This window comes from Psychromarinibacter sp. S121 (assembly GCF_049801035.1).
Classification (GTDB): domain Bacteria; phylum Pseudomonadota; class Alphaproteobacteria; order Rhodobacterales; family Rhodobacteraceae; genus Psychromarinibacter.
The window spans coordinates 940,751-964,395 of sequence record NZ_JBNAGE010000001.1 but is presented as its reverse complement, the minus strand read 5'-3'; the positions used below and the strand labels follow the sequence as shown (position 1 = coordinate 964,395).

At 67.5% G+C, this 23,645-nt stretch carries 21 protein-coding genes; 10 read left to right on the top strand and 11 right to left on the bottom strand.

Features of this window, described 5'->3' with window-relative positions:
- Nucleotides 1-73: 73 nt before the first annotated feature.
- From ACP156_RS04700 to ACP156_RS04690, 3 genes are read left to right on the top strand one after another with little or no spacing between them, the layout of a single operon-like run.
- Nucleotides 74-907: an HAD-IIA family hydrolase gene (locus ACP156_RS04700; RefSeq protein WP_425050144.1), complete on the top strand. Its 834-nt coding sequence runs from the start codon at nucleotides 74-76 to the stop codon at nucleotides 905-907.
- Nucleotides 904-2,928: an acetoacetate--CoA ligase gene (locus ACP156_RS04695; RefSeq protein WP_425050143.1), complete on the top strand. Its 2,025-nt coding sequence runs from the start codon at nucleotides 904-906 to the stop codon at nucleotides 2,926-2,928. The genes ACP156_RS04700 and ACP156_RS04695 overlap by 4 nt, the downstream gene beginning before the upstream one ends.
- On the top strand, nucleotides 2,925-3,689 hold the full coding sequence (locus tag ACP156_RS04690) for an SDR family NAD(P)-dependent oxidoreductase (protein WP_425050142.1): 765 nt from the start codon (nucleotides 2,925-2,927) through the stop codon (nucleotides 3,687-3,689). Before ACP156_RS04695 ends, ACP156_RS04690 begins: the two co-directional genes overlap by 4 nt.
- Before the next feature lie 68 nt (nucleotides 3,690-3,757).
- Here the strand turns inward: ACP156_RS04690 and ACP156_RS04685 are convergent, their stop codons facing one another.
- The 9 genes from ACP156_RS04685 to ACP156_RS04645 form a co-directional block, all read right to left on the bottom strand.
- Nucleotides 3,758-4,078, bottom strand: a complete 321-nt coding sequence (locus ACP156_RS04685; protein WP_425050141.1) for a 2Fe-2S iron-sulfur cluster-binding protein — start codon at nucleotides 4,076-4,078, stop codon at nucleotides 3,758-3,760.
- Between the two features lie 13 nt (nucleotides 4,079-4,091).
- Complete coding sequence (locus tag ACP156_RS04680; protein WP_425050140.1) at nucleotides 4,092-4,823, bottom strand: SDR family NAD(P)-dependent oxidoreductase; 732 nt, start codon at nucleotides 4,821-4,823, stop codon at nucleotides 4,092-4,094.
- Nucleotides 4,820-5,425 carry an HD domain-containing protein gene (locus ACP156_RS04675; protein ID WP_425050139.1) on the bottom strand — a complete coding sequence of 202 codons (606 nt, stop codon included), beginning with the start codon at nucleotides 5,423-5,425 and terminating at the stop codon, nucleotides 4,820-4,822. The genes ACP156_RS04680 and ACP156_RS04675 overlap by 4 nt, the downstream gene beginning before the upstream one ends.
- Nucleotides 5,422-6,858, bottom strand: a complete 1,437-nt coding sequence (locus ACP156_RS04670) for an aldehyde dehydrogenase family protein (RefSeq protein ID WP_425050138.1) — start codon at nucleotides 6,856-6,858, stop codon at nucleotides 5,422-5,424. The genes ACP156_RS04675 and ACP156_RS04670 overlap by 4 nt, the downstream gene beginning before the upstream one ends.
- Before the next feature lie 12 nt (nucleotides 6,859-6,870).
- The gene (locus tag ACP156_RS04665; RefSeq protein WP_425050137.1) at nucleotides 6,871-7,473 is read right to left on the bottom strand and encodes an HD domain-containing protein; all 603 of its coding nucleotides are present in this window, start codon (nucleotides 7,471-7,473) and stop codon (nucleotides 6,871-6,873) included.
- Nucleotides 7,474-7,585: 112 nt separating this feature from the next.
- Nucleotides 7,586-9,397 carry a PEP-utilizing enzyme gene (locus tag ACP156_RS04660; protein ID WP_425050136.1) on the bottom strand — a complete coding sequence of 604 codons (1,812 nt, stop codon included), beginning with the start codon at nucleotides 9,395-9,397 and terminating at the stop codon, nucleotides 7,586-7,588.
- A 45-nt stretch (nucleotides 9,398-9,442) separates the two neighbouring features.
- Nucleotides 9,443-10,510 (bottom strand): PEP/pyruvate-binding domain-containing protein, encoded by a 1,068-nt coding sequence (locus ACP156_RS04655; RefSeq protein WP_425050135.1) that lies wholly within the window; start codon nucleotides 10,508-10,510, stop codon nucleotides 9,443-9,445.
- Nucleotides 10,507-11,757 carry a cytochrome P450 gene (locus ACP156_RS04650; RefSeq protein WP_425050134.1) on the bottom strand — a complete coding sequence of 417 codons (1,251 nt, stop codon included), beginning with the start codon at nucleotides 11,755-11,757 and terminating at the stop codon, nucleotides 10,507-10,509. Before ACP156_RS04650 ends, ACP156_RS04655 begins: the two co-directional genes overlap by 4 nt.
- Nucleotides 11,758-11,799: 42 nt before the next feature.
- Nucleotides 11,800-13,272 carry an AfsR/SARP family transcriptional regulator gene (locus ACP156_RS04645; RefSeq protein WP_425050133.1) on the bottom strand — a complete coding sequence of 491 codons (1,473 nt, stop codon included), beginning with the start codon at nucleotides 13,270-13,272 and terminating at the stop codon, nucleotides 11,800-11,802.
- Between the two features lie 231 nt (nucleotides 13,273-13,503).
- Here ACP156_RS04645 and ACP156_RS04640 point away from each other — a divergent pair, with 231 nt between their 5' ends.
- From ACP156_RS04640 to ACP156_RS04610, 7 genes are all read left to right on the top strand, one after another.
- Entirely contained in the window at nucleotides 13,504-15,129 is a 1,626-nt protein-coding gene (locus ACP156_RS04640; protein WP_425050132.1) for a GMC family oxidoreductase, read from the top strand.
- Between the two features lie 136 nt (nucleotides 15,130-15,265).
- Nucleotides 15,266-16,522, top strand: coding sequence for an ABC transporter substrate-binding protein (locus tag ACP156_RS04635; protein WP_425050131.1), 1,257 nt, complete (start codon nucleotides 15,266-15,268; stop codon nucleotides 16,520-16,522).
- A gap of 58 nt (nucleotides 16,523-16,580) precedes the next feature.
- Complete coding sequence (locus ACP156_RS04630; protein ID WP_425050130.1) at nucleotides 16,581-17,537, top strand: branched-chain amino acid ABC transporter permease; 957 nt, start codon at nucleotides 16,581-16,583, stop codon at nucleotides 17,535-17,537.
- Nucleotides 17,534-18,553 (top strand): branched-chain amino acid ABC transporter permease, encoded by a 1,020-nt coding sequence (locus ACP156_RS04625; RefSeq protein ID WP_425050129.1) that lies wholly within the window; start codon nucleotides 17,534-17,536, stop codon nucleotides 18,551-18,553. Before ACP156_RS04630 ends, ACP156_RS04625 begins: the two co-directional genes overlap by 4 nt.
- Entirely contained in the window at nucleotides 18,550-19,263 is a 714-nt protein-coding gene (locus tag ACP156_RS04620; RefSeq protein WP_425050128.1) for an ABC transporter ATP-binding protein, read from the top strand. Before ACP156_RS04625 ends, ACP156_RS04620 begins: the two co-directional genes overlap by 4 nt.
- Nucleotides 19,260-19,997, top strand: coding sequence for an ABC transporter ATP-binding protein (locus ACP156_RS04615; RefSeq protein WP_425050127.1), 738 nt, complete (start codon nucleotides 19,260-19,262; stop codon nucleotides 19,995-19,997). Before ACP156_RS04620 ends, ACP156_RS04615 begins: the two co-directional genes overlap by 4 nt.
- Before the next feature lie 79 nt (nucleotides 19,998-20,076).
- Nucleotides 20,077-20,958, top strand: coding sequence for a hypothetical protein (locus tag ACP156_RS04610; RefSeq protein ID WP_425050126.1), 882 nt, complete (start codon nucleotides 20,077-20,079; stop codon nucleotides 20,956-20,958).
- Nucleotides 20,959-20,970: 12 nt separating this feature from the next.
- On the opposite strand, the gene ACP156_RS04605 is transcribed toward ACP156_RS04610, so the two are convergent.
- Both ACP156_RS04605 and ACP156_RS04600 read right to left on the bottom strand, forming a co-directional pair.
- Nucleotides 20,971-21,720, bottom strand: a complete 750-nt coding sequence (locus ACP156_RS04605; RefSeq protein ID WP_425050125.1) for an SDR family NAD(P)-dependent oxidoreductase — start codon at nucleotides 21,718-21,720, stop codon at nucleotides 20,971-20,973.
- A gap of 78 nt (nucleotides 21,721-21,798) precedes the next feature.
- Nucleotides 21,799-23,535 (bottom strand): SulP family inorganic anion transporter, encoded by a 1,737-nt coding sequence (locus ACP156_RS04600; RefSeq protein ID WP_425050124.1) that lies wholly within the window; start codon nucleotides 23,533-23,535, stop codon nucleotides 21,799-21,801.
- Nucleotides 23,536-23,645: the final 110 nt, after the last annotated feature.

The following is a 23,645-nucleotide window of genomic DNA, read 5'->3' as shown; positions in this document are numbered from 1 at the left end:
CGGACTTGACCCTTGGCCCCGCCGCCGCCAGACCCGATACCAGACAGCCGACACGCCTGACGGAGACCGCCCCATGACCCCCAACATCCGCGCCGCGGTGTTCGACATCGACGGCACCCTCGCCCTGATGAACAAAGAGGCGGGCACCTTCACCGCCCTGCCCGGTGCAATCGACGCGCTGGCCGCCTGCCGCGCAGCAGGCGTCAAGGTGGTCGCCTATACCAACGGCACCTTCTTCCCGCCCGCGCACTACTATCCGCTGCTGGCCGACGCCGGGATCGTGATCGACGAAGGCCACATCCTTACCCCCGCCGCCGTCGCCGCGCAGGCGCTGGCGCGGATGGGCTATACCCGCATCATGGTGATGGGCGGCGACGGCACCCGCGTCCCGGTTCAGGACGCCGGGATACAGGTGGTCGACCCCACCCCCGACGCAGGCCCGGTCGACGCCGTGCTGCTGGGCTACACCCGCGACTTCGGCGCCACCGAGCTAGAGTCGGTGGTGCAAGCCGTCTGGGACGGCGCGACACCCTTCGCGGGCTCTGTCGCGCCCTATTTCGCCTCGTCCAAGGGCCGGATGCTGGGCATCTCCGGCGCCATCGCCGCCGCGCTGGAAAACGCCACCGACACCAAGGTCACCGTCTTCGGCAAGCCCGAGACCGCGGGGCTGGAGATCGTCACTGCGCTGACCGGCGCGCAGCCGTCCGAAATGGCGGTGATCGGCGACGACCCCAAGCTGGAAATCCGCATGGGCCGAAAGGCCGGCGCCTTCTGTGTCGGCGTCACCACCGGCATCGCGGACACGGCGAAGTTCATGGGCTTCCCCGAGGAAGAACGCGCCCACGTGGTGCTGGACGACCTGACCGGCTTCGCTGCCCAGCCGTGGTTCCCGAAGGTGCCCGCATGACCGATACCGAGACCAGTACCGCAACCGATACCGCCCCGGTCGCAGAGGGCGACATCCTCTGGCAGGCGGGCCCCGAGCGCCTGTCACAGTCGAACATCACCGGCTACATGGACTGGCTCGCCGAACGGAACCGCAGGTTCGATGGCTATTGGGATCTGTGGCAGTGGTCGGTGGACGATCCGGCGGCGTTCTGGAAATCCATCTGGGACCATTTCGAGATCCTCCACGACGGCGAGATCGACGCGGTGATGACCGCCGACCCGATGCCGCGCACCCGCTGGTTCACCGGCACCCGCTTGAACTATGCCGAGCACGTGCTGCGCCATGAGACCACCGGCGACCCCGACCGCCCGATGCTGCACCACTCCAGCGAGATCCGCCCGCAGGCGGCGATCAGCTGGGCCGAGGTCGGCGCATCCGTCCGCAAGCTGGCGACCGCGATGCGCGAGATGGGCATCGGCCCCGGCGACCGCGTGGTAGCCTACATGCCGAACATCCCCGAGGCGGTGATCGCGATGCTCGCCACCACCGCCATCGGCGCCACGTGGTCGTCGGCCGCGCCCGAGTTCGGCGCGCAGACGGTGATCGACCGGTTCAGCCAGATCGAACCGAAGCTGGTCTTCACCGTCGACGGCTACCGCTATGGCGGCAAGGACTATGACCGCTCTGCCGACCTGACCCGCATCCTCGACGCGCTGCCCACTGTCGAGCGCGTGGTGTCGCTTGGATATCTTAACGCCCCGTTGACTTGTTTCGCGCGCGAAACAATTACTTGGGAGACGATCCTAAACCGCCCCGAGGTCCCGCGCGAGGGGTTCGTCTATGAACGCGTGCGCTCGGATCACCCGCTGTGGGTGCTGTTCTCGTCGGGCACCACCGGCCTGCCGAAACCCATCGTGCAGGGCCACCACGGCATCGTTCTGGAACACTACAAATCCGCCGCCTTCCATTTCGAGATCGCCGAGGGCGGCGCGTTGTTCTTCTACTCCACGACCGGCTGGATGGTCTGGAACACGCTGATGTGGGGCCCGCTGATGAACGCCCGCGCGGTGCTGTATGACGGGCACCCGGCCTATCCGGATGCGAAACTTCTGTGGCGCATCGCGGCAGAGACGAACGCCTCGGTGATGGGGGTCAGCCCCACCTACATCCAGATGGTACGCCAGCAGGGCATCGTGCCGGGCCGCGACTTTGTTCTCTCGGCGCTGCAATCGGTGATGCTGGTCGGCTCCCCTTCGACCCCCGAAACCTTCGCCTGGGCCTACGAGGCAATCGGCACGGACATCTGGGCCAGTTCGCAATCCGGCGGCACCGAATTCTGTTCCGGCATCCTTGCGGGCTCTCCCCTGCTTCCGACCCGCGCGGGCGAAATTCAGGCGCCCGGCCTTGGCACCGCCGCCCGCGCCTATTCCGAAGACGGCCAGCCCGTGATCGACGAGGTGGGCGAGTTGGTGATCGAGACGCCCATGCCCTCGATGCCGCTGTTCTTCTGGGGCGACGACGATTTCGCGCGCTACACCGACAGCTACTTCGACACCTACCCCGGCCTCTGGCGCCACGGCGACCGGGTGAAATTCAACGCCCACGGCGGCGCCTTCGTCCTCGGCCGGTCCGACGCCACGCTAAACCGCTTCGGCGTCCGCATCGGGTCTGCCGAGATCTATCGCACGATGGAAACCTTCCCAGAGATCGCCGACAGCCTGATCGTCTGCATCGAGGAGCCCGACGGCGGCTATTACATGCCGCTGTTCGTCCAGATGGCCGAGGGTCATAGCCTCACCGACGACCTGAAAAAGGACATCGCCCGCCGCCTCAGGTCCGAACGCAGCCCCCGCCACGTCCCCGACGAAGTGGTCGAGGCCCCCGAGATCCCGGCGACGCTGACCGGCAAGAAGATGGAAGTCCCGGTGCGCAAGCTGCTGCTGGGCGACCCGCCCGACAAGGTGGCCAGCCGCGACGCCACCAAGAACCCCGGCGCGCTTGACTGGTTCGCCGCCTTCGCGGCGGCCCGCCGGGGATGAGCCTGACGGCGCTTTTCGGCGTCGAGGGCCGGGTGGCCTTCGTCACCGGCGCGGCGCAGGGGCTGGGCCGCGCGATGGTCACGGCGCTGGTCCAGAACGGCGCGCGGGTCGGATGTTTCGACGCGGACGCCAAGGCGCTGACCGCCACGGTGGACGCGCTTGGCCCCGAGGCGCTGGCGCTGACCGGAGACGTCACCGATGAAGCCGCCGTCACCGACGCGGTCGACCGCACGGTCAAGGCGTTCGGTCCGCTCGACATCGCCGTCTGCAACGCGGGCATCTCGGACCCGGACCGCACGCTGGCGCACAGGACCGGCACCGAGGGCTGGCAGCGCACGCTGGACGTCAACCTGACCGGCACCTTCCACACCTGCCGCGCGGCGCTTGGTCAGATGCTGCCCCGCGGGCGTGGCAAGATCGTCACCGTCGCGTCGATGTGGGGCCTGTCCGCACCTGCCGGACTGCAACCGCGCCCCGCCTATGCGGCGTCGAAGGGCGCGGTGGTGAACCTGACGCGGGAACTGGCGGTGGAATACGCCCCCCATGGCATTCAGGTAAACGCGCTTTGCCCCGGCTTTTTCCGGACCGAGACGCGCCCCTCGACCAACGCGCAGGCGGACTCTTTCCGCCGCTACACCCCGATGGGACGCATCGCGGAAGCCGACGAGATCGCGGGGTCGCTGATCTACTTGTGCTCTGCCGCGTCGGACTTTGTCACCGGCACCACGCTGGTGGTCGATGGCGGCGTCCTCGCACGGTAGCAACCCACAGAATTTCTAAGAAATTCCTACCGCAACGATCTTCCGGAAGATCGTCCCCCTGAACACGCCTAGCGCCCGGTCGCGACCTGCAGCACCAGCCCCTCCATCGCAGCGGTCGCCTTGATCTGGCAGGGCAGCCGCGAGTTGTCCTGCGGCTCGTGCGCCATGAACTCGATGGTGTCCGCTTCCTGCGGCTCGGGCGGCGGCAGCACGCCGCCGGGCGCGTCGACCACGTAACAGTGGCATGTCGCGCACATGGCCGAGCCACCGCATTCCGCGATGATCCCCTCGACGCCCGCGCCGCGTGCGGCGTACATCAGCGGTTCGCCCTCGACCGCGTCGACCTCGCGGCGGGTGCCGTCCTGCTCGATGAAGACCACCTGTACCATTGCCTGTCTCTCCTCAGATGAACTGCTTGCCGCCGTCGACGACCATCGTCTGTCCGGTCATGAACCCCGCCAGCGGCGACGCGAGATACAGCGCCGCGCCGGTGATGTCCTCGACCTCGGCATTGCGTTTCAGCGCGGCGCGGTCGGCGCCGTAGCCCTTGGCGTCGGCCATGTGGCCATAGCTCGCCTCGGTCAGGGTGAAGCCGGGCGCAAGCACGTTCACCCGCACCCCGTCGCCGCCCATCTCCTTGGCCATCACCCGGCTCATCGCGATCACCGCACCCTTCGAGGCGACGTAGTGCATCCATTGCGGCGAGCCCGAGAACACCGTCGCCGAGGCCACGTTGACCACCGCCCCGGACGAGGCCCGCAAGGCATCAGAGAAGGCGCGGGTCATCTGCCAGACGCCCTTGACGTTGACCGCCATGACCTTGTCCCACAGCCCCTCGTCCAGATCCTCGAAGGGCCCGCGCGGCAGACCGGCATACAGCGCCGCGTTGTTCACCAACACGTCCACCGCGCCCGCCACCCTGGCCAGCGCGCGGCAGCTTTCGGTGTCCGTCACGTCCACCTTCGCAGCCGTGCCGCCCGCCATGCGCGCGGTTTCCGCGGCCCCTGCCTCGTCGATGTCGGCGGCCAGCACCGTGGCGCCCGCCCCGGCGAAGGCCAGCGCGAAGGCGCGGCCCAATCCGCCCGCGGCCCCGGTCACGACGACGCGTTTTCCGGCAAGTCCAAGATCCGTCACAAGTATCTCCCGATCTGCAGTTCCGCCCTTGCCGCCGCCGTGATCCCCTCGGCCAGCGCCCGTCCCTGCGGGGTCAGCATGTTGGGGTTCGAGCGGGTTTCGAGCATGTCGAAGAATTCCGGCAGCGACCAACCGTACCAGGCCGAGATCGTGCGCACCCCGTGCAGGGTCGCGCGCCAGCCCTTGTCGGCGTCCTTCATCACCGCGTCGTTGATCGAGCGCGCGTGCCTGGTGGTGTCGTGACCGTCGATGATCGCCAGCACCGCCTCGATATCGACACCCTCGGGCCGGTGCCGCCGCAGGATCTCGCGCGCGATCTGCACGCCGTGGATCTCGTGCTCGCGGACGAGGTGTTCAAAGCCCGGTTTCTTGTCGATGGCGTCCAGCAGATGCGCCGGGTCGATCTTTTTCCAGCCGACGTCGTGCAGCACCACGGCAGGCAAGACCACAGCCGGATCGGCCTCGGGGATCTGGTCCAGCAGCGCCTTTGCCAGCCCGTAGGCGACGATGGTGTGTTCGTCGTTGTTGCGCACGTCCAGATAGGGTTTCGCATCCTGCCACAGCGGCAGGTCGCGGGGCAGAAAGACGGCATCGTCGCTCATGTCGGCACCTCGTAGCTCAGATACATCGTCTTGTATTCGAGGTATCTCTCGACTCCGTAACGCCCCTTCTCGCGACCCAGGCCGCTTTGCTTCATGCCGCCGAACGGCACGTGGTGGGACGAGCGTTGAATGTCGTTGAGCCAGACCGACCCGGCCTCCATCCGCTCGCACAGCGTCAGCCCCAGCGCGAGGTCGCGGGCAAAGACGAAACCCGCAAGCCCGTAGCGGCTGGCGTTGGCGTGGCGCAGCGCCTCGAAAGGACCGTCGACCGGGCAGACTCCGATGACCGGGCCGAAGGTTTCTTCGGTGAGGATCAGCATGTCGTGGGTGGCGTCGGCGATCAGGGTCGGCGGGAAGTAGAAGCCGCCGTCGAAGCCGTCGCCGGTCACCCGTGCGCCGCCGGTCAGGATGCGCGCGCCCTTCGCGCGGGCGTCGTCGGACTGAAGCACCGAGTTGGCGAAGATCTTCTCGTTCACCATCGGGCCCAGATCGCCCTCGCCGCCGGCGGGCGCCATGGTCAGCGCCCGTGCCTTTTCCCGCATCAGGTCAAGAAGCGGTTTATAGACCGCGCGGTCGGCATAGACCCTGTTCACCCGATAGCAGAACTGCCCCGAGTTCGCGAAGCCGTGCCGCACGATGGCGCTGGCCGCCGTTTCGAGATCGGCGTCGGCACAGACGATGGCGGCGCTTTGACCGCCTAGTTCCAGCGTCACCCGCTTCAGCGTTCCCATCGCGGCGGCGGCGATGGCCTTGCCCGCCGCAGTGCCGCCGGTGAAGGCGACCTTGCGGGGCACCGGATGTTCGACCAGCGCCGCCCCGATGCCGCGCCCGGTGCCGGTGACCACGTTGAAGCAGCCCGCCGGAAGCCCTGCCGCATGGAACAATTCGGCCAGTTTCAGCGTCGACAGGGGCGTGTCCTCGGCGGGTTTGGCGACCACCGTGCAGCCCGCCACCAGCGCCGCGCCGAGTTTGAACATCAACAGCGTGACGGGATAATTGAACGGGGTGATCGCCACCACCACGCCCACCGGGTCGCGGGTGACCACCGTCTTTTCGCCCGCGCCGGACCCAAGCGCCATCGTCGCCTGAAGGCGCAGTCCTTCCTCGGCATAGATGTCCAGAAGGTCCGCCGAGCGCGCGATCTCTCCGGTGCAGGCGGCAAGCGGCCGCCCGAGCTCGCGGTGGAGCAGCGCGCCGACCTCGGCCGCCGCGTCGCGCATCGCCGTCGCGCAGGCCTTCACGACCCGGACGCGTTCGGCCATCGGCACCTGCCGCCAGTCCTCGAAGGCCGCCGCCGCCGACAGCACCGCCGCGTCGGCCTCTGCCGCGCCGCCCTCGGGCACCGTGTCGACCTCGGCACCGCTGCGGGGGTCGGTCACCGGCATCCGTGCGCCCGAGCCGCTGACCCATTTCCCGCCGACGAACATCTCCATCCCGACCGCTCCTCAGATCACGTGCAGCATCAGGCGGTCGCGGGTGACCGCGAGTTCCGCCTCGGCCATCGCGCGGCCGGCTTCCGTTTCAAACCGCGCCAGCTCGCCCTCGATCTGGTCGGCATAGGCCGATGGCGTGATGCCGAACCAGTCGACCGCCACCGCGATGCCCGCCACCTCGTAGCGCCACAGCTTGTCGGCATCCCGCACGATGCGGTCGTTCAGGTGATGCGGCTCGGGCCGGGTGTCGTGGCCGTCGATGATCTCGCAGACCGCGCCGATCACGTTGTCGCCATAGCCGCAGTCGGCCAGAACCTCGCGGGCCAGCCGCACGCCCTCGGCCTCGTGGCGATAGCGGACGTCCGAGGTCAGGAAGTTCTCGGACCGGAAGCCCTGCGCGACGATCTCGTCCATGTCGATGGCAAACCAGCCGATGTCGTGCAGCAGGATCGCCAGCAGGCAGATTTCGGCGTCGGCCTCGGGGTGCTTTGCCAGCAGGCGGCGGCACCAGTGGAACGACAGCGGGATGTGGACGTCGTTCTTGCGCGCCCGCATGTAGGGCTCTGCCCGCCGCCACACCGGATCAAGCCGCACGTCTTCCGCCAGCACCTGCATCGCGCGCCGTTCCCCGCTTCTTCTGACCGATAATATCCCCGCCGGAGGCACACGCCTTGCGACCGTCCCGGCGGGAGGCGACGCCGGGGGACCACGCCCCCCGGCGGTTGGATCAGTCGATGACCTCGACCGTGCCCTTGTTGCCGTCGACCCGCAGCCGCATCCCGGTCTTGATCCGGGACGAGGCGTTGCCGGTCCCCGTGACCGCAGGCAGGCCGTATTCGCGGCAGACGATGGCCGCGTGGCTCATCATGCCGCCGATGTCGGTGACCGCCGCGCTGATCTTGCCGAACACCGGGGCCCAGCTGGGCGCGGTGACGGGGGTGACGAGGATGTCGCCCTTTTCCAGCTCGGTCAGCTGGTCGGGGCTGCGCAGCACCCGCGCCACGCCTTCGACCACGCCGGGCGCGGCGGCCATGCCGCTGAGACCCGCGCCGTCTTCCTTGGCGCCCACCCATTTCTGGATCGACTCGCTGGTGATGCCGAACAGCATGATCGTGAACGGCTCGGTGATCACCTCGGGCGGGTTGTTCAGCGCCGGAAGCGGCGGTTCCGACGCCAGCGCGCCCATGATCTCCTTGCGGCGGTCGACCTCGTCCGACAGATAGCTGGGCCCCTGCCATTCGGCGCCGGTGCCCCAGCCCGAGCAGTAGTCCCACAGGATGTCGCGCACCTCGTTGCGGTGGAAGTAGAACATGTCGTCGGCGTTCTCGAAGAACCCGTTGCGGACGAACAGCGCGGCCAGTTCGCGCATCTTCCGCCAGAACACGCCCAGCGACCAATGCTCGATGTAGAAGTTGTGGTCTTCCACATAGGGGAACACGGTGCGGGACAGGCCAAGCTTCTGGTCGAAGACCTCCTGCGCCTCGAGGTCCATCATGTCGCGGTATTCGGACGTGATGCGGTCACGCTCGGTCAGCAGCTTCTCGGTCGGGCGCTCGATTGTCTCGCCGGCCTCGACGCGCTCGATGTAGTCGCGCAGGTAGCCAAGCGGGATGTCGAGATGCTCGTTCCAGTACTTGTCGGCGGAATAAAAACCGTTGCCCGAGGTGAAGTTGAACCACGGATCCTGCGCGGTCTCCCACGCGGCGATCCACTCGGCGCCCTTCGGCAGCGCTTTCACGGCGGCCAGCGCCTCGTCGACGGTGCCGGATTTCAGCGCGTCGGCGACACCCAGTTCGACGGCCAGCCGCGACAGCTTTTTAAGCTCGTCGTCGGGGCGGAACAGTTCGCTGTCGACGCCCTGCACCATCTTGGCGATGGCCTGATCTGGGATCGAGGGGATCTGTTCCTTCATGAACCCGAAGAAGTCGAGATACGCTGCGTATCCGAGGTTCAGGAACTCGAAGTGATACTGCCAGATGCGATAGCAAAGCATGATCGCATCGTCATAGGCCTTCATCAGGTCGGTGGTGTTGTCGAGCCCCTTGCCGCCGGTCACCCACTCCAGCGGGACCACGTCGGGCAGGTCGTCGAAGCTGAGCTTTTCAAGCTCGGCCACCGCGCCCTGAACCTTGGTCTTCCAGTTCGCCAACAGGCTGTCCCAGTTCTGGTAGTAATGCCCCGCCCGTTCGAGGAACTGCGGAATCCGCGCCTCGATCTGGCTGGGCTCCACCGCGATGGGAGCGAAATAGACATAGCCGTTCAGGATGCGGTAATCGATCCCGTTCGCGGGCGGCACCAGCAGGTGACGGGTGTTGTACTGGCCAAGGCACTTGGTGGCGAAGTCGACCATGATCAGATCGAAGGGCCGGAACGGCGTCGGCCAATGCTGGCTGTTGCAGAACCAGAACTTGCCGTCCTCGGCCTGCCGCCGCTTGGGATTGAACTGCACGTAATAGGGGTAGATGCTTTTCCAGTCCTCGGCGCCCTTCGGGGGCTGCACGTCGAAGGCGCTTGGGAAAAGCGGCGTGGTGGCGTCCATTAGTCTGTCTTCCTCCCTTAAGTTGCTGTGGCGCGGGTCCCCTCCTCAGGACCGCGTGCCCAGCGGATTGTTCAGCGTGTTGACGATGCCCATCATGCCAAGCCCGTAGCTTGACTTGGGCTTCTCGGCCTTCTTCTGCGACCAGATGGTTTCGGGCCGCGATTGCAGGGCCAGAAGGTTCTCGCCGTCCGGCAGGTCGGCGTCGATCGCCCACTCCACGTCCTGCGGGCACTTGTTCTGCTTTTCCAGACGCTTGGCGAGCCTTGCGACGGCCAGCACCTCGGCGTCGGTCAGGCAGGACGTGTTCCGGCGTTCGTCGGTGATCTCGCGTTCGACCGCCTCTCCGGCCTCGGCGTCGCCCACCAGTTCGACGTGCTTGTCCGAGATCTTGCGGTCGAGCACTTCCTCGAGGATCTTCTCGACCACGAAATTGTCCGGCGTCACGACGCCCGACACGACCATCTCGCCCAGCCCCCAGCTTGCGTCGATGACGATCCGGGTGCGGTCGCCGTTGCAGGGGTCGAGCGTCATCGCCACCCCGGCGGCGCGGGCATTGACCATCTTCTGCACGCCGACACTCATCAGCACGTCTTCGTGCGGGATCTCGTTCTTGGTCCGGTAGGCCACCGCCCGCGTCGTATAAAGCGACGCCCAGCAGTCGCGCACCCGGTACACGACCGAGTCCGCGCCCCGGACCCACAGGTAGGTGTCCTGTTGGCCCGCGAAGCTGGCGTCGGGCAGGTCCTCGGCGGTGGCGGACGAGCGCACGGCGACCGGCATGTCGTCACCCATCTCGGCATAGGCGGCGCGGATCGCGGTCTCTACGTCCTCGGGCAGCTTGTGCGAGCGGATGCGGATGCGGATCGCCTGCGCCGCGCGGTCGACCGCGTCGATGTCGTCGGGGTCGACGCCTTCGAGGTGACGCTTGATCTCGGCGCGCAGGCCGTGGTGATCCAGCATCGCGGCATAGGCGTCGGTGGTCACCGCGAAGCCCGGAGGCACCGCGACACCGGCCTGCGTCATCTCTCCGAGCGAGGCGCACTTGCCGCCGACGCGGGGCAGATCGCCGGCGCCGACCTTATTGAATTCAACGGTGTACAGGTCTTCGCTCATGCACCCCCCTCCAGTTTCACCATCACGCTTGTCGGCACCCGGAAGGTGATGTTGCGGTGATAGTCCGGCTTGAACCCATCGGCGAGCGTCAGGTCCGGGAACCGTTCGGACAGCTGCCGCAGCAGCGCCTGGCCTTCCATTTTCGCCAACTGGAACCCAAGGCAGTAGTGAATGCCGTAGCCAAAGCTCAGGTGGCTGCGGGCGTTCTTGCGCGAGATGTCCAGCTTTTCGCCTTCGGGAAACTGCGCGTCGTCGCGGTTGGCCGCGCCGGTCAGCATCAGGATCTCGGCCCCCGCGGGCAGGTCCACGCCGCCGACGGTCGCCGCGGTGCGGGCCTTGCGGCGCCAGCCAACGACCGACGGGGTAAAGCGCAGCATCTCTTCCACCGCGTTGGGGATCTTTGACGGGTCCGCTTTGATCTCTTCCCAAGCGTCGCGGTTGTTCATCATCGCGAGGACGTAGTTGCCCATGAAGGTCGAGGTCGTCTCGTGCCCCGCGAACAGCGTGGAATAAAGTACGCCCGCGATTTCCTCGTCGGTGATCTCGGCGCCTTCGGATTGCAGGCGCAGCAGGTCCGAGGGGAAATCGTCGCCGGGATTTTCCCGCCGCATATCAAGAAGTTCGTGGATGTACTTCCAGTAGGCCACCATGTCGTGCGCGACCGGGATCATTTCCTCGTCGGTGAGGTCGGACCACGTCATCTTGCCCCGGCTGGCGCCGTATTGCTTGATCTTCGGCACGTCCTCTTCCGGGATGCCCATCAGCGTGAACAACACGTGGGCGGGCACCGGATAGGCGACGATTTCCCAGAAATCGACCGGTTCGCCGGACTTGCCGGCCTCGGCCAGCATGTCGAGGTGGCGGGCGACGATCTCTTCGATCTGCGGCGCGATGGACTTGAAGCGGCGGGGGCCGAAGCAGCCCTGCGCGACCGAGCGGATGCGGGTGTGATCGGGCGGCACGCGGGCGGTCAGGCCGGAATAGGCGGTGAAGCCGCCGTCTTTCAGGATCTGGCGGCCTTCTTCGCACATCGGGCGCATCGGCTTCTGGGCATTCTCGGACGAGAACGTCTTCCAGTCGTCGAAGATCGCCTTGATGTCATCATAGCGCGAAACGACCCAGTAGCCGCTGGGCTCGTGGTAGAAGACCGGCGCGTCTTCGCGGAATTCCTTCCACTGGGCATGGGGTGTGTTCAGGTCAAACGGGTCGTAGCCATCCGCCACGCGGATGTCGTCCTGCACGTTCATAAGATGTCCTCCCTTGGGGCATTCTCAGCCTCGCGACTCACGTTATATCCCTGCCTTTGGTTTTTCTTTGGTGGCTTTTTCCTTTTCTTCCCCGCCGCTTGCGGAAGACCGGCCCAGCAGATCGCGGTAAACCGCCTCGACCCCATCGCCCTCGTCCGAGGCGCCCATCGCGTCCAGCGCGGCGCGGTACTGGCGGTATTGGCGCGCCATCGCGTCGGCGCGGCCCTGTGCGTGGAACACACGCAGCACCTCGGCATTGGCGACCTCGCTGACCGGGTCCAGCGCCAGCGCCTTCTGGGCATGTTCCAGCGCGGCGCGGTTGCGGCCCTGCTTGCGCAGCAGCACCGAGGCGTCGCGCTGGACCTTCAGCGCCATCTCGCGCAGCCAGACCCGCTTGGGCAGGCACCAGTCCTCGTGTTCGGGGTCGACGATGTCCTGCGGCAGGTCCTCGAACAGGTCGCCGCCATACAGGCGCTCGGCGGCGGCGAGGATCTTCAGCGCGCCCGCCTCGTCGCCATGGCTTTGCAAGGTCACCGCGCGGCGGCAAAGCTGTTCGAAGCTGGAGATGTCGATCCAACTGCCGGCGGGGGCGTTCAGGCGATAGTACTCGCCCGCGCGCAGCACGGCGGTCTTTGCGCCCAGCGTCTTGCGCAGCATCGCGACCACGTAGTGCAGGCGGGACCGCTTGGTGTCCTCGGACGCCTCACCGGGCCAGAGCAGTTCGCAGATGCGGTCCGCATGTGCGCCACGCTCGCCGCTTTGCAGAAGATAGGCGAACAGCGCCTTGGTCTTGCGGGGGCTGCCGCCGGGCTGTTTCCAGTCCACCCGTCGATAGCCGTCGGTGTAAACCCGCAGCGGGCCAAGGCAGAGAATGTGCCAGCGGCTGCGGGCGTAGCCTGCGGGCTGCACGTGGCGCTGCCCGTCCAGCCAGTCGGGCACCGCCCCGCGCGCGGCGACGCGGTTGAAGCCCTGCTCGGCCTCGACGGCATAGTCCGGCACCGCGCGGCCCAGCAGGAAACCAAGCTGTTCCTCCAGCGTGCCGCTGTCCTGCATCCGGGCGGGCAGCCAGAACGGGTTCGGATGCAGCCCCGACGGCGCCGCGAACTGCGCGTGCGCCCGGACGGCGGCCTGAAGCTGGTCCTCGATCAGCATGCTGCGGTCATACAGCGAGACGATGCGCCCGCCCTCGGCGGCAAGGCGTTCCGACAGCGCGCCCCACGCATCGAAGGCTCCGGCGCCCATCGCGGGGTCCAGCGCCCAGCCCATGTCCAAAACCAACGCGCGCCCGGCGCGCAGATGCGGGCGCAGCGCCTCGGCGACCCGGTCGGTGTCGGTGGGGGCGGTGTCGAGACATGCCTGCGCGAAGCCGATCCGCTCGAACCCCGCCAGCAGGCCGGGGTCGTCGGTCACCAGCAGGGCACCGTCGAAGGCGGCCAGCGCGGCAGAGACGAAAGCCTCTTGCCCGAGGTCGCAGAAAAGTGCCGCGTTCACGCCGTCATGACGTCGCTCGTTCATGGTGCGCTCCCCTTCGGGCCCTCCTCGCCCGCTCCTCTGGAAGCATTCTAGACCGGTCTGCGGCTGCAATGGAAATCCCGAGTGATTTCACTGGGTGAAATTAAGCGAGATCACTTCACGAAACCCCTTTTCGCAAAGGCCTTAAGCTTTCTAGCATCGCATCCATGGGAGGAGGATGCCGGCGCCGGAGGGGGCCGAGCTTCCACACACAGGATCGGGATGGGCGGACGGATGCAGGACAGCAGCCAGTTCGACTACGTCATCGTCGGCGCGGGATCGGCGGGTGCGACCTTGGCCAATCGGCTAAGCGCGGACCCGTCCGTCACCGTGTGCCTGCTGGAAGCGGGCCCGCCGGACCTGTCGCCGCTGATCCGCACGCCGCTGGGGCTGATCCGGCTGTCGAAGGACCGGCGGCACAACTGGCTGTTCGCCTCGACCCCGCAGGCCGCGCTGGACGGGCGGCGCGTGTCGGTGCCGCGCGGGCGGGTGCTGGGCGGGTCTTCGGCGATCAACGGGATGATCTATATCCGGGGGCACCGGGCCGACTACGACGGCTGGGCAAAGCTTGGGTGCACCGGCTGGGACTACGAGTCCGTCCTGCCCTATTTCCGGCGGTCCGAGGCGAACGACGACCCGGCGCTGGACGACAGGTTTCATGGCCGCGACGGGCCGCTGTCGGTGACGCGGCTGCGCGATCCCAGCCGGCTGGACCACGATTTCACCGCCGCCGCAGCAGGGCTTCAACTGCGGCGGTGCGACGACTTCAACGCGCCTGAGCCAGAGGGCGTCGGCATCTATCAGGTTACGCAGAAGGACGGCGAGCGGCATTCGACGGCAGCCGCCTTTCTGGAACCGGTGCGGGCGCGCAAGAACCTGCGCGTGGTGACCGGCGCCGAGGTGCTGCGGGTGCGGATGGACGGCGCGCGCGCGGTTGGGGTCGAGTTGCGCGGAGCGGGCTTCGGTAAGGATGGCGCGCCGGACAGCATCACCGCGCGCGGCGAGGTGATCCTGTGCGCGGGCGCCATCGGGTCTCCGGACCTGCTGCTGCGATCCGGGATCGGTGCGGCCAGCGATATCAGGACCTTCGGCGGCGAGGTTCACACCGATCTACCCGGCGTCGGGCGCAATCTGCAGGACCACGTGGATGTCATGGTGATCTGCAAAAGCCGCTCTGCCGCGCCCTACGGCATCTCGGTGCGGGCGTTGCCACGGCTGGCGGGCGAGGCCCTGAACTGGGCGTTCCGGCACCGGGGGATGTTCGCCTCGAACATGGTCGAGGCCGGGGGCTTCGTGCGCACCAGCCCGTCCGAGACGCGGCCCGACGTGCAGTTCCACCTGATCCCGGGCCGCAAAAGCCACCGGGGGCGGATGGTGGAATGGGGGCATGGGGTGTCGCTGCACACCTGCGTTCTGCGCCCCGAAAGCCGGGGCAGCGTGACACGTGTCGCGCCGGACGGCCCGCCGGAGATCGACCTTGGCCTGCTGGCCGACGACCGCGACACCGAACGCTTGCTGAAAGGCGTGCGGCTGGCCCGGCAGATCCTGAAACAAGACCCGCTGGCGCGACACGGGCTGACCGAGATCGTGCCGGGCGACACGGCCACCAGCGACGACGACCTGCGGGCCCATATCCGAGCACAGGCGCGCACCGTCTATCATCCTGTCGGCACCTGCGCGATGGGCACCGGCCGCGACGCGGTGACCGACCCGCGCCTCAAGGTTCGGGGCACCGAAAACCTGCGCGTGGTCGACGCCTCGATCATGCCGCTGATCGTGTCGGGCAACACCAACGCCCCCGCGATCATGATCGCCGAGAAGGCCGCCGACATGATCGCCGAAGACCGGAGGCGCGCATGAAGCAAAGACCTTCGCCGCCAAGCATCGCTGTCAGAGAACAGTTGACAGACCCGCCTCGTTGGCTGTCCGCTTGTGCCACGGACACGCGCCAGCGGAACGCAAGCCAAAAGAAGACGTGTCCAAAGGGAGGAAAGACATGAAACTGAAAACAGCGCTTAGCGCTGCCATTACGCTTGCCGGCGTCACTGCCGGCGGTCAGGCGCTTGCCGCCGATCCGATGTGCGGCGCGAATACCGGAGAGGCCGCCTCGGGCGATCCGATCCTTGTCGGCGGCATCCACGGCAACGCCGCGCCGGGAGATTTCTCGGCCGCGACCGACGCCGCGAAAGCCTATTTCGACTGCGTGAACGCGAATGGCGGCATCAACGGCCGGCCCATCGAGTACATCATCGAGAACGACCAGTGGAATCCCGAGCTTGCCGCGCAGGCCGCCGCGAAGCTGGTGAACGACACCGACACCGTAGCGCTTGTCGCCAACGGGTCGTTCATCGAGATGGCGGTGAACGCGGGCACCTATGCCGAGGCGGACATCATGGTGATGGCCTCGGCCTGCGCGATCTCGGAATGCTTCGAAAGCTCGAACATCGTCTCGACCAACCAGGGACCGTTGCCGTCCAACCTTGGCGCGGTGATGTACGCCCGCGAGGAACTGGGCGCGGAGAACATCGCCTGCATCGGCCTGAACATCCCCAACAACGGGATCTGGTCCTGCGAGGCGGCGATCAACTACATGGAAGAGAACGGCGGCACCGGCTCGATGGCGCTGATCAACCCCGGCGCGCCGGACGTGAACTCGGCGCTGCTGGAAGCGGTCAGCTCGGGCGCGGACACCATCCTGATCAACCAGCCCGCCGGTCTGGCGCTGGCGATCCTGAAGGCCGCCGAAGAGCAGGACCTGCGCGACGCGTTCAACTGGATCGCACCGACGCCGCTGTATGACCTGTCGATCCCGGATCAGGTCGGCGAGTACTGGCACGGCCATGTCTACGTGAACGCCGAACTGGCGCCGTTCCAGGTGAACGGACCGGACGCGCAGAACTGGATCGCGGTGATGGACGCCTACGCCCGCCCCGAGGACCCGCGCGACACCTTCGCGCAGGCGGGGTACCTGTCGGCGAAGTTCTTCACCGAGATGATGCTGGAGATGGACCCGGCCGACGTCGACGACCGCGCCAAGGTCGCCGACGCAATCCGCGCCATCAAGGGCAAGACCAGCGACCTGATGTGCGGCCCCTACTACGTGGGTGACGCCGATTTCCACATGCCCAACCACGCGGGTTACATGGTGAAGATCATCGAGGGCGGCTACGAAATCGTGCGCGACTGCTACGAGTACGACAGCAGCTACTTCGATCCGCACCTGAAGCTTGAAGCCGAGATGGGCCTTCAGTGACGCAGCTTTCGGGGCGCCGCCGTCCGCGCGCGGCGCCCCGATCCCCGGGCAGGTCGAGATGACAAGAACGCAACTTTGGAACTGGGCGCTGTACATCGCCCTCATGGCGCTGATCCTCGGCTGGCTGGGCTGGGGCAAACCGTTCAAGATACAGGGCCTTTTTCTGGCGTCGGGGCTGGCCGTCGGCTCGCTTTACGCGCTGGGAGGCATCGGCATGGTGGTGCTGTTCCGCGCCTCGGGCGTGCTGAACTTCTCGTCCGGCGCGGCGGGAGCGGCGGGCGCGATGACCGCGTGGCAGCTTGCCGAGTGGGGCGTTTGGCCGCCTGCGACGTGGCTGGCCTGCATCCTTGTGGCGCTGGCGATCACGCTGGCCTACGGCCGCTTCCTTGCCCCGCGCCTTGCGTGGCGCGAGCCGGTGGTAAAGGCGGTGGCGACGCTGGGCTTCGCGCTGATCATCCTTGGCCTTGTAAGCTTTCTTTGGATCGACGACCCCCGGTCGATCACCCTGCCCACCGACAAGATGGGCATCAAGTTCCTCGGGCTGCGGATCACCGTCACCCGTCTGATCGTCTTCTTCGCCTCGATCGGCATCGTCATCGGCATCTGGGCCTTCCTCGCCAAAACCGCGATCGGGCTTCAGATGCGCTCGCTTGCCAATGACCGGGACCTGTCGGCGCTGCTGGGCATCCCGATCCTGAAGGTCGAGACGATCGCCTGGGGCATCTCGGGCGTCCTGGCCGGGTTCACCGGGCTGATGTTCGCGGACCTGATCCGGCTGGAGCCGACGGTGATCACCTTCATGGTCATCCCCTCGATCGCCGCCGCGATCTGCGGGCGGCTGGACAATCTGGCGCTGGTGCTGATCGGTGGGCTGTCGATGGGGGTGATCGAGAACATGCTGACCCTGTCGAACGCACTGAAGGGCGCACGGCCCATCGCGCCCTTCGTGATCGCCGCCGTGGTGCTGCTGTATTCGCAGCGGGGCACACGGCTGACCTTCGGAGGCCGCGAATGACCCGGCTGTTGCGCGTAACGCCTTCGGGCGCGGCGGGGCTGGCCTTCGCCGCTTTCGCCTTCCTTGCGATCCCGCTCTTGGCGGGCAAGCTGTGGCTGTCGGTCTTCACCTCGACCGCCTGTTTCGCGATGGCCTGTTCCGGCGTAGCCTTCATGTACGCCCGCCTTGGCATGGTGTCTCTGACGCAGGTCGGGCTGATGGGTGTCGGCGGCTGGGTGATGCTGCGGCTGAACCACGCCTATGCCCTGCCCTTCGAGATCAACCTGATCGTCGCCGGGCTGGTGACGATGGTGTTCGGCTGGCTGCTGGCCCTGCCGGCGCTGCGGCTGCGGGGGCTGTACCTTGCGCTGGTCACGCTGATGGCGGCGGGCGGGCTGGAGATCATCTTCGCCACTTTCCAGTTCCCCAACGGGGGGGAGGGGTTCTGGGGGGTCAAGACCGGCTCGGCGGGCGCGTTCCGCCGCCCTGCCCTTGCCCAGTCGGCCGAGGCGTATTTCCGCTATACCGTCGCACTGGTCACCGCCGGGTTCCTGCTGATCGAGTTCCATCGGCGCCTGAAGCCGGGCCGCGCCTGGGCGCTGATCCGGCGGTCCGAGGCGGCAGCGATGTCGGCGGGGGTCAACGTGACGCTGTACAAGACATGGGCCTTCGGGATCGCCGGGCTGCTGGCGGGTGTCTCGGGGGCGATGCTGGCGGGCTCGCTGGGGCTGCTGGACGACGCCACGTTCCGCGCGTCCGAGTCGATCATGCTGTTCGCGCTCGCCGTGGTGGGCGGCGCGCGCTATTGGCTGGGGGTGGTGATCGCGGCGACGCTGTACCGCATCCTGCCCGCGCTGCTGAACAACTGGGGCGTCGATGCCGACCTGTCCTTCGTCATCTTCGGCGCAGGGCTGCTGCATGCGGTGATCACCGCGCCGGACGGGATCGCCGGGCAGTTGGGCGACCTGCTGCGCCGGGTGATCCGCCGCCCATCGAAAGACACTCCCGAAGACCGGCCCAAGGACGCGCCCGCATGACCGAGATCGCCAATGTCACCGTCCGCTTCGGCGGGGTCGTCGCGCTGAACGACGTGTCGGCCAGCTTCACGCAGCCCGTCTCGGGCATCATCGGGCCGAACGGCGCGGGCAAGACCACCCTGATGAACGTGCTGTCGGGCTTTGTCCGCGTCGCTTCTGGCAGCGTCTCGCAGGACGGCACCGACCTTCTGCGCCTTGCTCCGCACCGCCGCGCGCGGTGGGGCCTGCGCCGGTCGTTCCAGCGCGAGGAGATCGCGGGCGACCTGACGGTGTTCGACAACGTGCTGGTGCAGGCCGACAACGCGCCCGGCGGCGACCGGGCGGCGGAGGTGTCCGAGATGCTGGCCCATGTCGGGCTGGCGGACCGCGCCGACAAGATGGGCCGCGACCTGAACAGCTTCGAGCGGCGGCTGACCGATATCGCCAAATGCATGGTCGGCACACCGCGCCTGATCATGTTCGACGAGCCCGGCGGCGGGCTGTCGGTGGACGAGACCAAGCAGCTTGGCGCGCTGATCCTGTCGATCCGGGACAAGACCGGGGCGCAGGTTCTGGTGATCGACCATGACGTCGAACTGATCCGCGCGATCTGCTCCGAGACGCTGGTGCTGGATTTCGGCCGCCGCATCGCCTTTGGGCCGACGGCGGATGTGCTGGCCGATCCGAAGGTGAAGGCCGCGTATCTGGGAACCGAGGAGGTGACGCCATGACGCTGGCGGTCGAGGGTCTGTCGGTCGGCGTCGCGGGGCGCACCGTCGTGTCGGGGATCGACCTGAAGATCCACCCGGGCGAGGTGACCTGCGTGCTGGGCGCGAATGGCGCGGGCAAGTCGGAACTGGTTCTGGCGCTGGCCGGGATGCTGCCGGTCTCTGCCGGGACGGTGACGGTCAACGGCGCCGACATCACCGGCAAGGGGCCGGACGTGATCCGCCGCGCCGGGGTTGCCGCGGTGCCCGAGGGGCATCGGGTGCTGACCAAGCTGACCGTCGACGACAACCTGCGCGCGGCGGGCACCCTGCTGCGCTCGGGGCTGCCCGAGACGCTGGCCGACACCTACGCGCTGTTCCCCGAGCTTGCCGAGCGGAAGGGCCAGTTGGCGGGCACCATGTCGGGCGGGCAGCAGCAGATGCTGGCGCTGGGGCACGCGATGATGAGCCGCCCCCGCTATCTGCTGATCGACGAGATGTCGCTGGGGCTGGCGCCGCTGGTGGTCAAGCGCCTGATGGGCTTCGTCGAGGGGCTGAAGGCGCGCGGCGTGGGCGTGCTGCTGATCGAGCAGTTCACCGACATGGCGCTGGCGGTGTCCGAACACGCGCTGGTTCTGCGCGGCGGGATCATGCGGCACTCTGGCCGCGCGTCTGGACTGGCGCAGAACCCGGACCTGCTGGACCGCGCTTACTTCGGGCTGGATGCGGCGGGCGAAGGGGCGCACGTCGGGGTTTAGGCCCTTTCAATTCTGGCCCTTTCAACTCTGGCTCGTCCGCCCTAGCCTGCCGCCATTGGCTTTGGCAATTGGAGGGCGCATGCGCCGTTTGTTGGTTTTGATGTTCGCCGCGGCGATGCCGCTGGCCGTTGCCGCGCAGGATAGCGCCTCGCCCAAGGGCCCCGCCGCGGGTGCCACGCCTTCGGAAGCACCGGCCCCGCTGCCGCTGATCGTGCCCAAGCCGGTCGAGACGCACGTGGTCTCGTACAGCCTTGCGGGCGAAATGTACGACCAGCAGATCCACGCCACGGTGGACGGGCGCAACTATGTCGCCTTTGTCCCCGACATGGGTCTGTCGACCATCGCGTTTCAGGCCGATCTGGATGGCGACGGCTATGACGAGCTGGTGCATGGCTGGATCGGCGGCGGCAATTGCTGCCCGACCACGTTCTCGGTGCTCAGCTATCGCGGCAACGGGATCTTCTCGAACGTGACGCACGCCGATTTCTGGAGCTGGGGCACGCCCGAGTTGATCGAAACCGGCGCAGAGCCGCGTCTGCGGGTCGAAAGCATCGTCAGCGGCGCCGGTCACACCTCGGACGAGGTGACGCTGTCGGTCTTCGCCTACCGCGACGGCGCGCTGCACCTTGTGGAACAGGCTGTCAGCGACGCGCATCTTCCGGCGCTGGTCGAACTGAAGGCCGGGGACTTCGACCGCACCGGCACGCCGAAATCCGAGCGGCTGGAGATGTCCTTCGACATGAACGCCGACGGCCGCGCCGACGTGTTCTCGTGCGGCTGGTGGGAGCGCTGGGGCGCGCTGAGTTGCGATATCCGGATGGGCGGCGGCGGCGTGATCGAGATCCATACCGGCTGCGAACGGATCGGCGTTCTGGACAGCCGGACCGGCGGCATGAACGACCTTGTCTGCGGGCGCGACGGGGTGCTTACCTTCAACGGCACGGCTTATGCCAGCTTCTAGGCCGGCGCGGGCCTAGACGCTCATCCCGCCATCCACGGGCAGCACGATCCCGGTGGTGAAGGCGCTGAGGTCCGAGGCGAGGTAAAGCACCGAGCGGGCGATCTCTTCCGGCGAGGCATGGCGGCCCATCGGGATGATCTCGTCGAAGAAGGCGGTGGCGTCGCGCCCGATGATCGTGCCCAGATCGTCCTCGACCTTCTGCTGGAAGCCGTTGGACACCGGGCCGGGGTTGATCGTGTTCACCCGGATGCCGCGCGGAGCAAGCTCTTTCGCCAGCACCCGCATCAGCCCCGTCAGCGCGTGTTTCGCGGTGATGTAGCCGTAGACGCCCGGATCGCCGCGCAGGCCCGCGACGGACGAGGTGATCACGATGCTGCCGCCGCGCGTCATGTGCGGGACGGCGTGTTTCGCCAGCAGGAAGGCGCCGCGGACGTGGGTGGCAAGGACGCTGTCGAACACGTCGGTCGGGTAGTCCTCGATCGGGGCGACGGTGCCGAAGTTGCCGGCGTTGGAGAACAGCACGTCCAGCGCGCCGAAGCGGTCGACCGCGCGGTCGATGCAGGCGGCGACCTGCGCCTCGTCCGAGACGTCGGCGGTCAGGGTCAGCACCGGGGCGTCGAGGCGGATCGCCTCCAGCGCCTCGGGGTCGCGGTCGACCAGCACCAGATTTGCGCCCGCCTCGGCCATCGCCCGCGCGGTGGCCAGCCCGATGCTGCCCGCCCCGCCCGTGATCAGGCAGGTCTTCCCCTCAAGTCCGAACATCCGTTCCTCCCCCGTCCGTTCGGCCAAGAGTGCCCGGTGTCGGGGCCGGAGGCAAAGGGCAATCGGGACCGGGCGCGCCTATTCCGCCGCCCGCGCCGCCTGATCGCGGGCCAGCGCGCGCCACGCGTCGTACTGGGCAAGATAGACTTGCCCGTTCATCTCTTGGGTGAAGTGGGTGCCCTTCAGCTTGTCCATCACCGGGCCCTTCACCTCGGACAGGTGGAAGCCGATGCCAAGGTCGGTCAGCCGGTGGTTCAGCGCCTCCAGGCTTTCCAGCGCGGAATAGTCGATGTCGTTCATCGCCGAGCACATCAGGACCACGTTGCGCACCTCGCGGTCGCGCGCGATGCGGTCGGACACGAGGTCTTCGAGGAAGCGGGCGTTGACGAAATACAGGCTTTCGTCGGGGCGCAGCGTCAGCAGAGTCGGGTCGGTCTCGACCGCGTGGCGGTTCACGTTCCGGAAGTGCTGGGTGCCCGGCACCAGCCCGACCTCGGCCACGTGGGGCTGCGAGGTCTTGTAGAGATGCAGGACGATGGACAGGATCACGCCCGAGGCGACGCCGATCTCGACCCCCAGCACCAGCGTCAGGACGATGGTGGCCGCGACGGCGGCGAAGTCGGACCGCGAATAGCGCCACGTTTTCTTGAGGATCGACAGGTCGACAAGGCTGAGCACCGCGACGACGATGGTCGCCGCCAGCGTGGCTTTCGGCAGGAAGTAGACCAGCGGCGTCAGCGCAACGGCGGCGATGGCAAGGCCCACGGCGGTGAAGGCACCGGCGGCCGGGGTTTCCGCGCCCGCGTCGAAGTTCACGACCGAGCGGGCGAAGCCGCCGGTGACGGGATAGCCGCCGGTGAAGGCCGCGCCGATGTTGGCCGCGCCAAGGCCGATCAGTTCCTGGTTCGGGTCGATGCGCTGGCGCTTTTTCGCGGCCAGCGTCTGCGCGACCGAGACGGATTCCACGAAGCCGATGATCGAGATCAGGACGGCGGGCACCGCAAGCTGGCGGATCAGGTCAAGGCCGAGGCCCGGCATGGTAAAGGGCGGCAGGCTTTGCGGCACCGACCCGACGATAGACACGCCCCGCGCGTCCAGCGAGAAGCCCCACGCCAGCAAAGTGGTGACGACCACGGCGGCCACCGGCCCGGCCTTGGTCACGACATCGGCCATGCGCGGGCCGAGACCCATCCTGCGCAGCAGCGGCTTCAACCCCTTGCGGACCCAGAACAGGAAGCCGGTCGCCGCGACGCCGATGATCAGGGTGATGACGTTCAGGTCTCCGATATGCTCGCCCAGCGAGATCAGCGTCTCGACCAGCGTGTGACCGCCCGCCTCGATCCCGAAGATGTGCTTCAACTGGCTGGCCGCGATCAGCAGGCCCGATGCCGTGATAAAGCCCGCGATCACCGGGTGGCTGAGGAAGTTGGCGAGGAAGCCCAGACGAAACAGGCCCAGCACCAAGAGGAACACGCCCGACAGCAGCGCCAGCGTCAGCGCGGCGATGGCGTAGCCCGCGGTGCCCGCGTCCGCCACCTGCCCCACGGCGCTGGCCGTCAGCAGCGACACGACCGCGACCGGACCAACGGCCAGCGCGCGGCTGGTGCCGAACACCGAGTACAGCATGATCGGCACGATCGACGCGTAGATACCGGCCTCGGGCGGCAGCCCCGCCAGCAGCGCGTAGGCCAGCGACTGCGGGATCAGCATGATCGTCACGATCACCGCCGCGATGAGGTCGTTCGACAGCGCGTTGCGGTCGTAACGTGCGCCCCAGTCGAGGATGGGGAGGTACTGGCGAAGCGTCTTGATCATCTTCCGATCCTAAGTCTCGGGCCGGGGTTCCGTGGTGCGGAACATGGCCCGTGTGAAAGACCTGCGCGCCGGGGTGCCGGCGCGCAGGGTCGTCATTCAGTCGCGGCGGT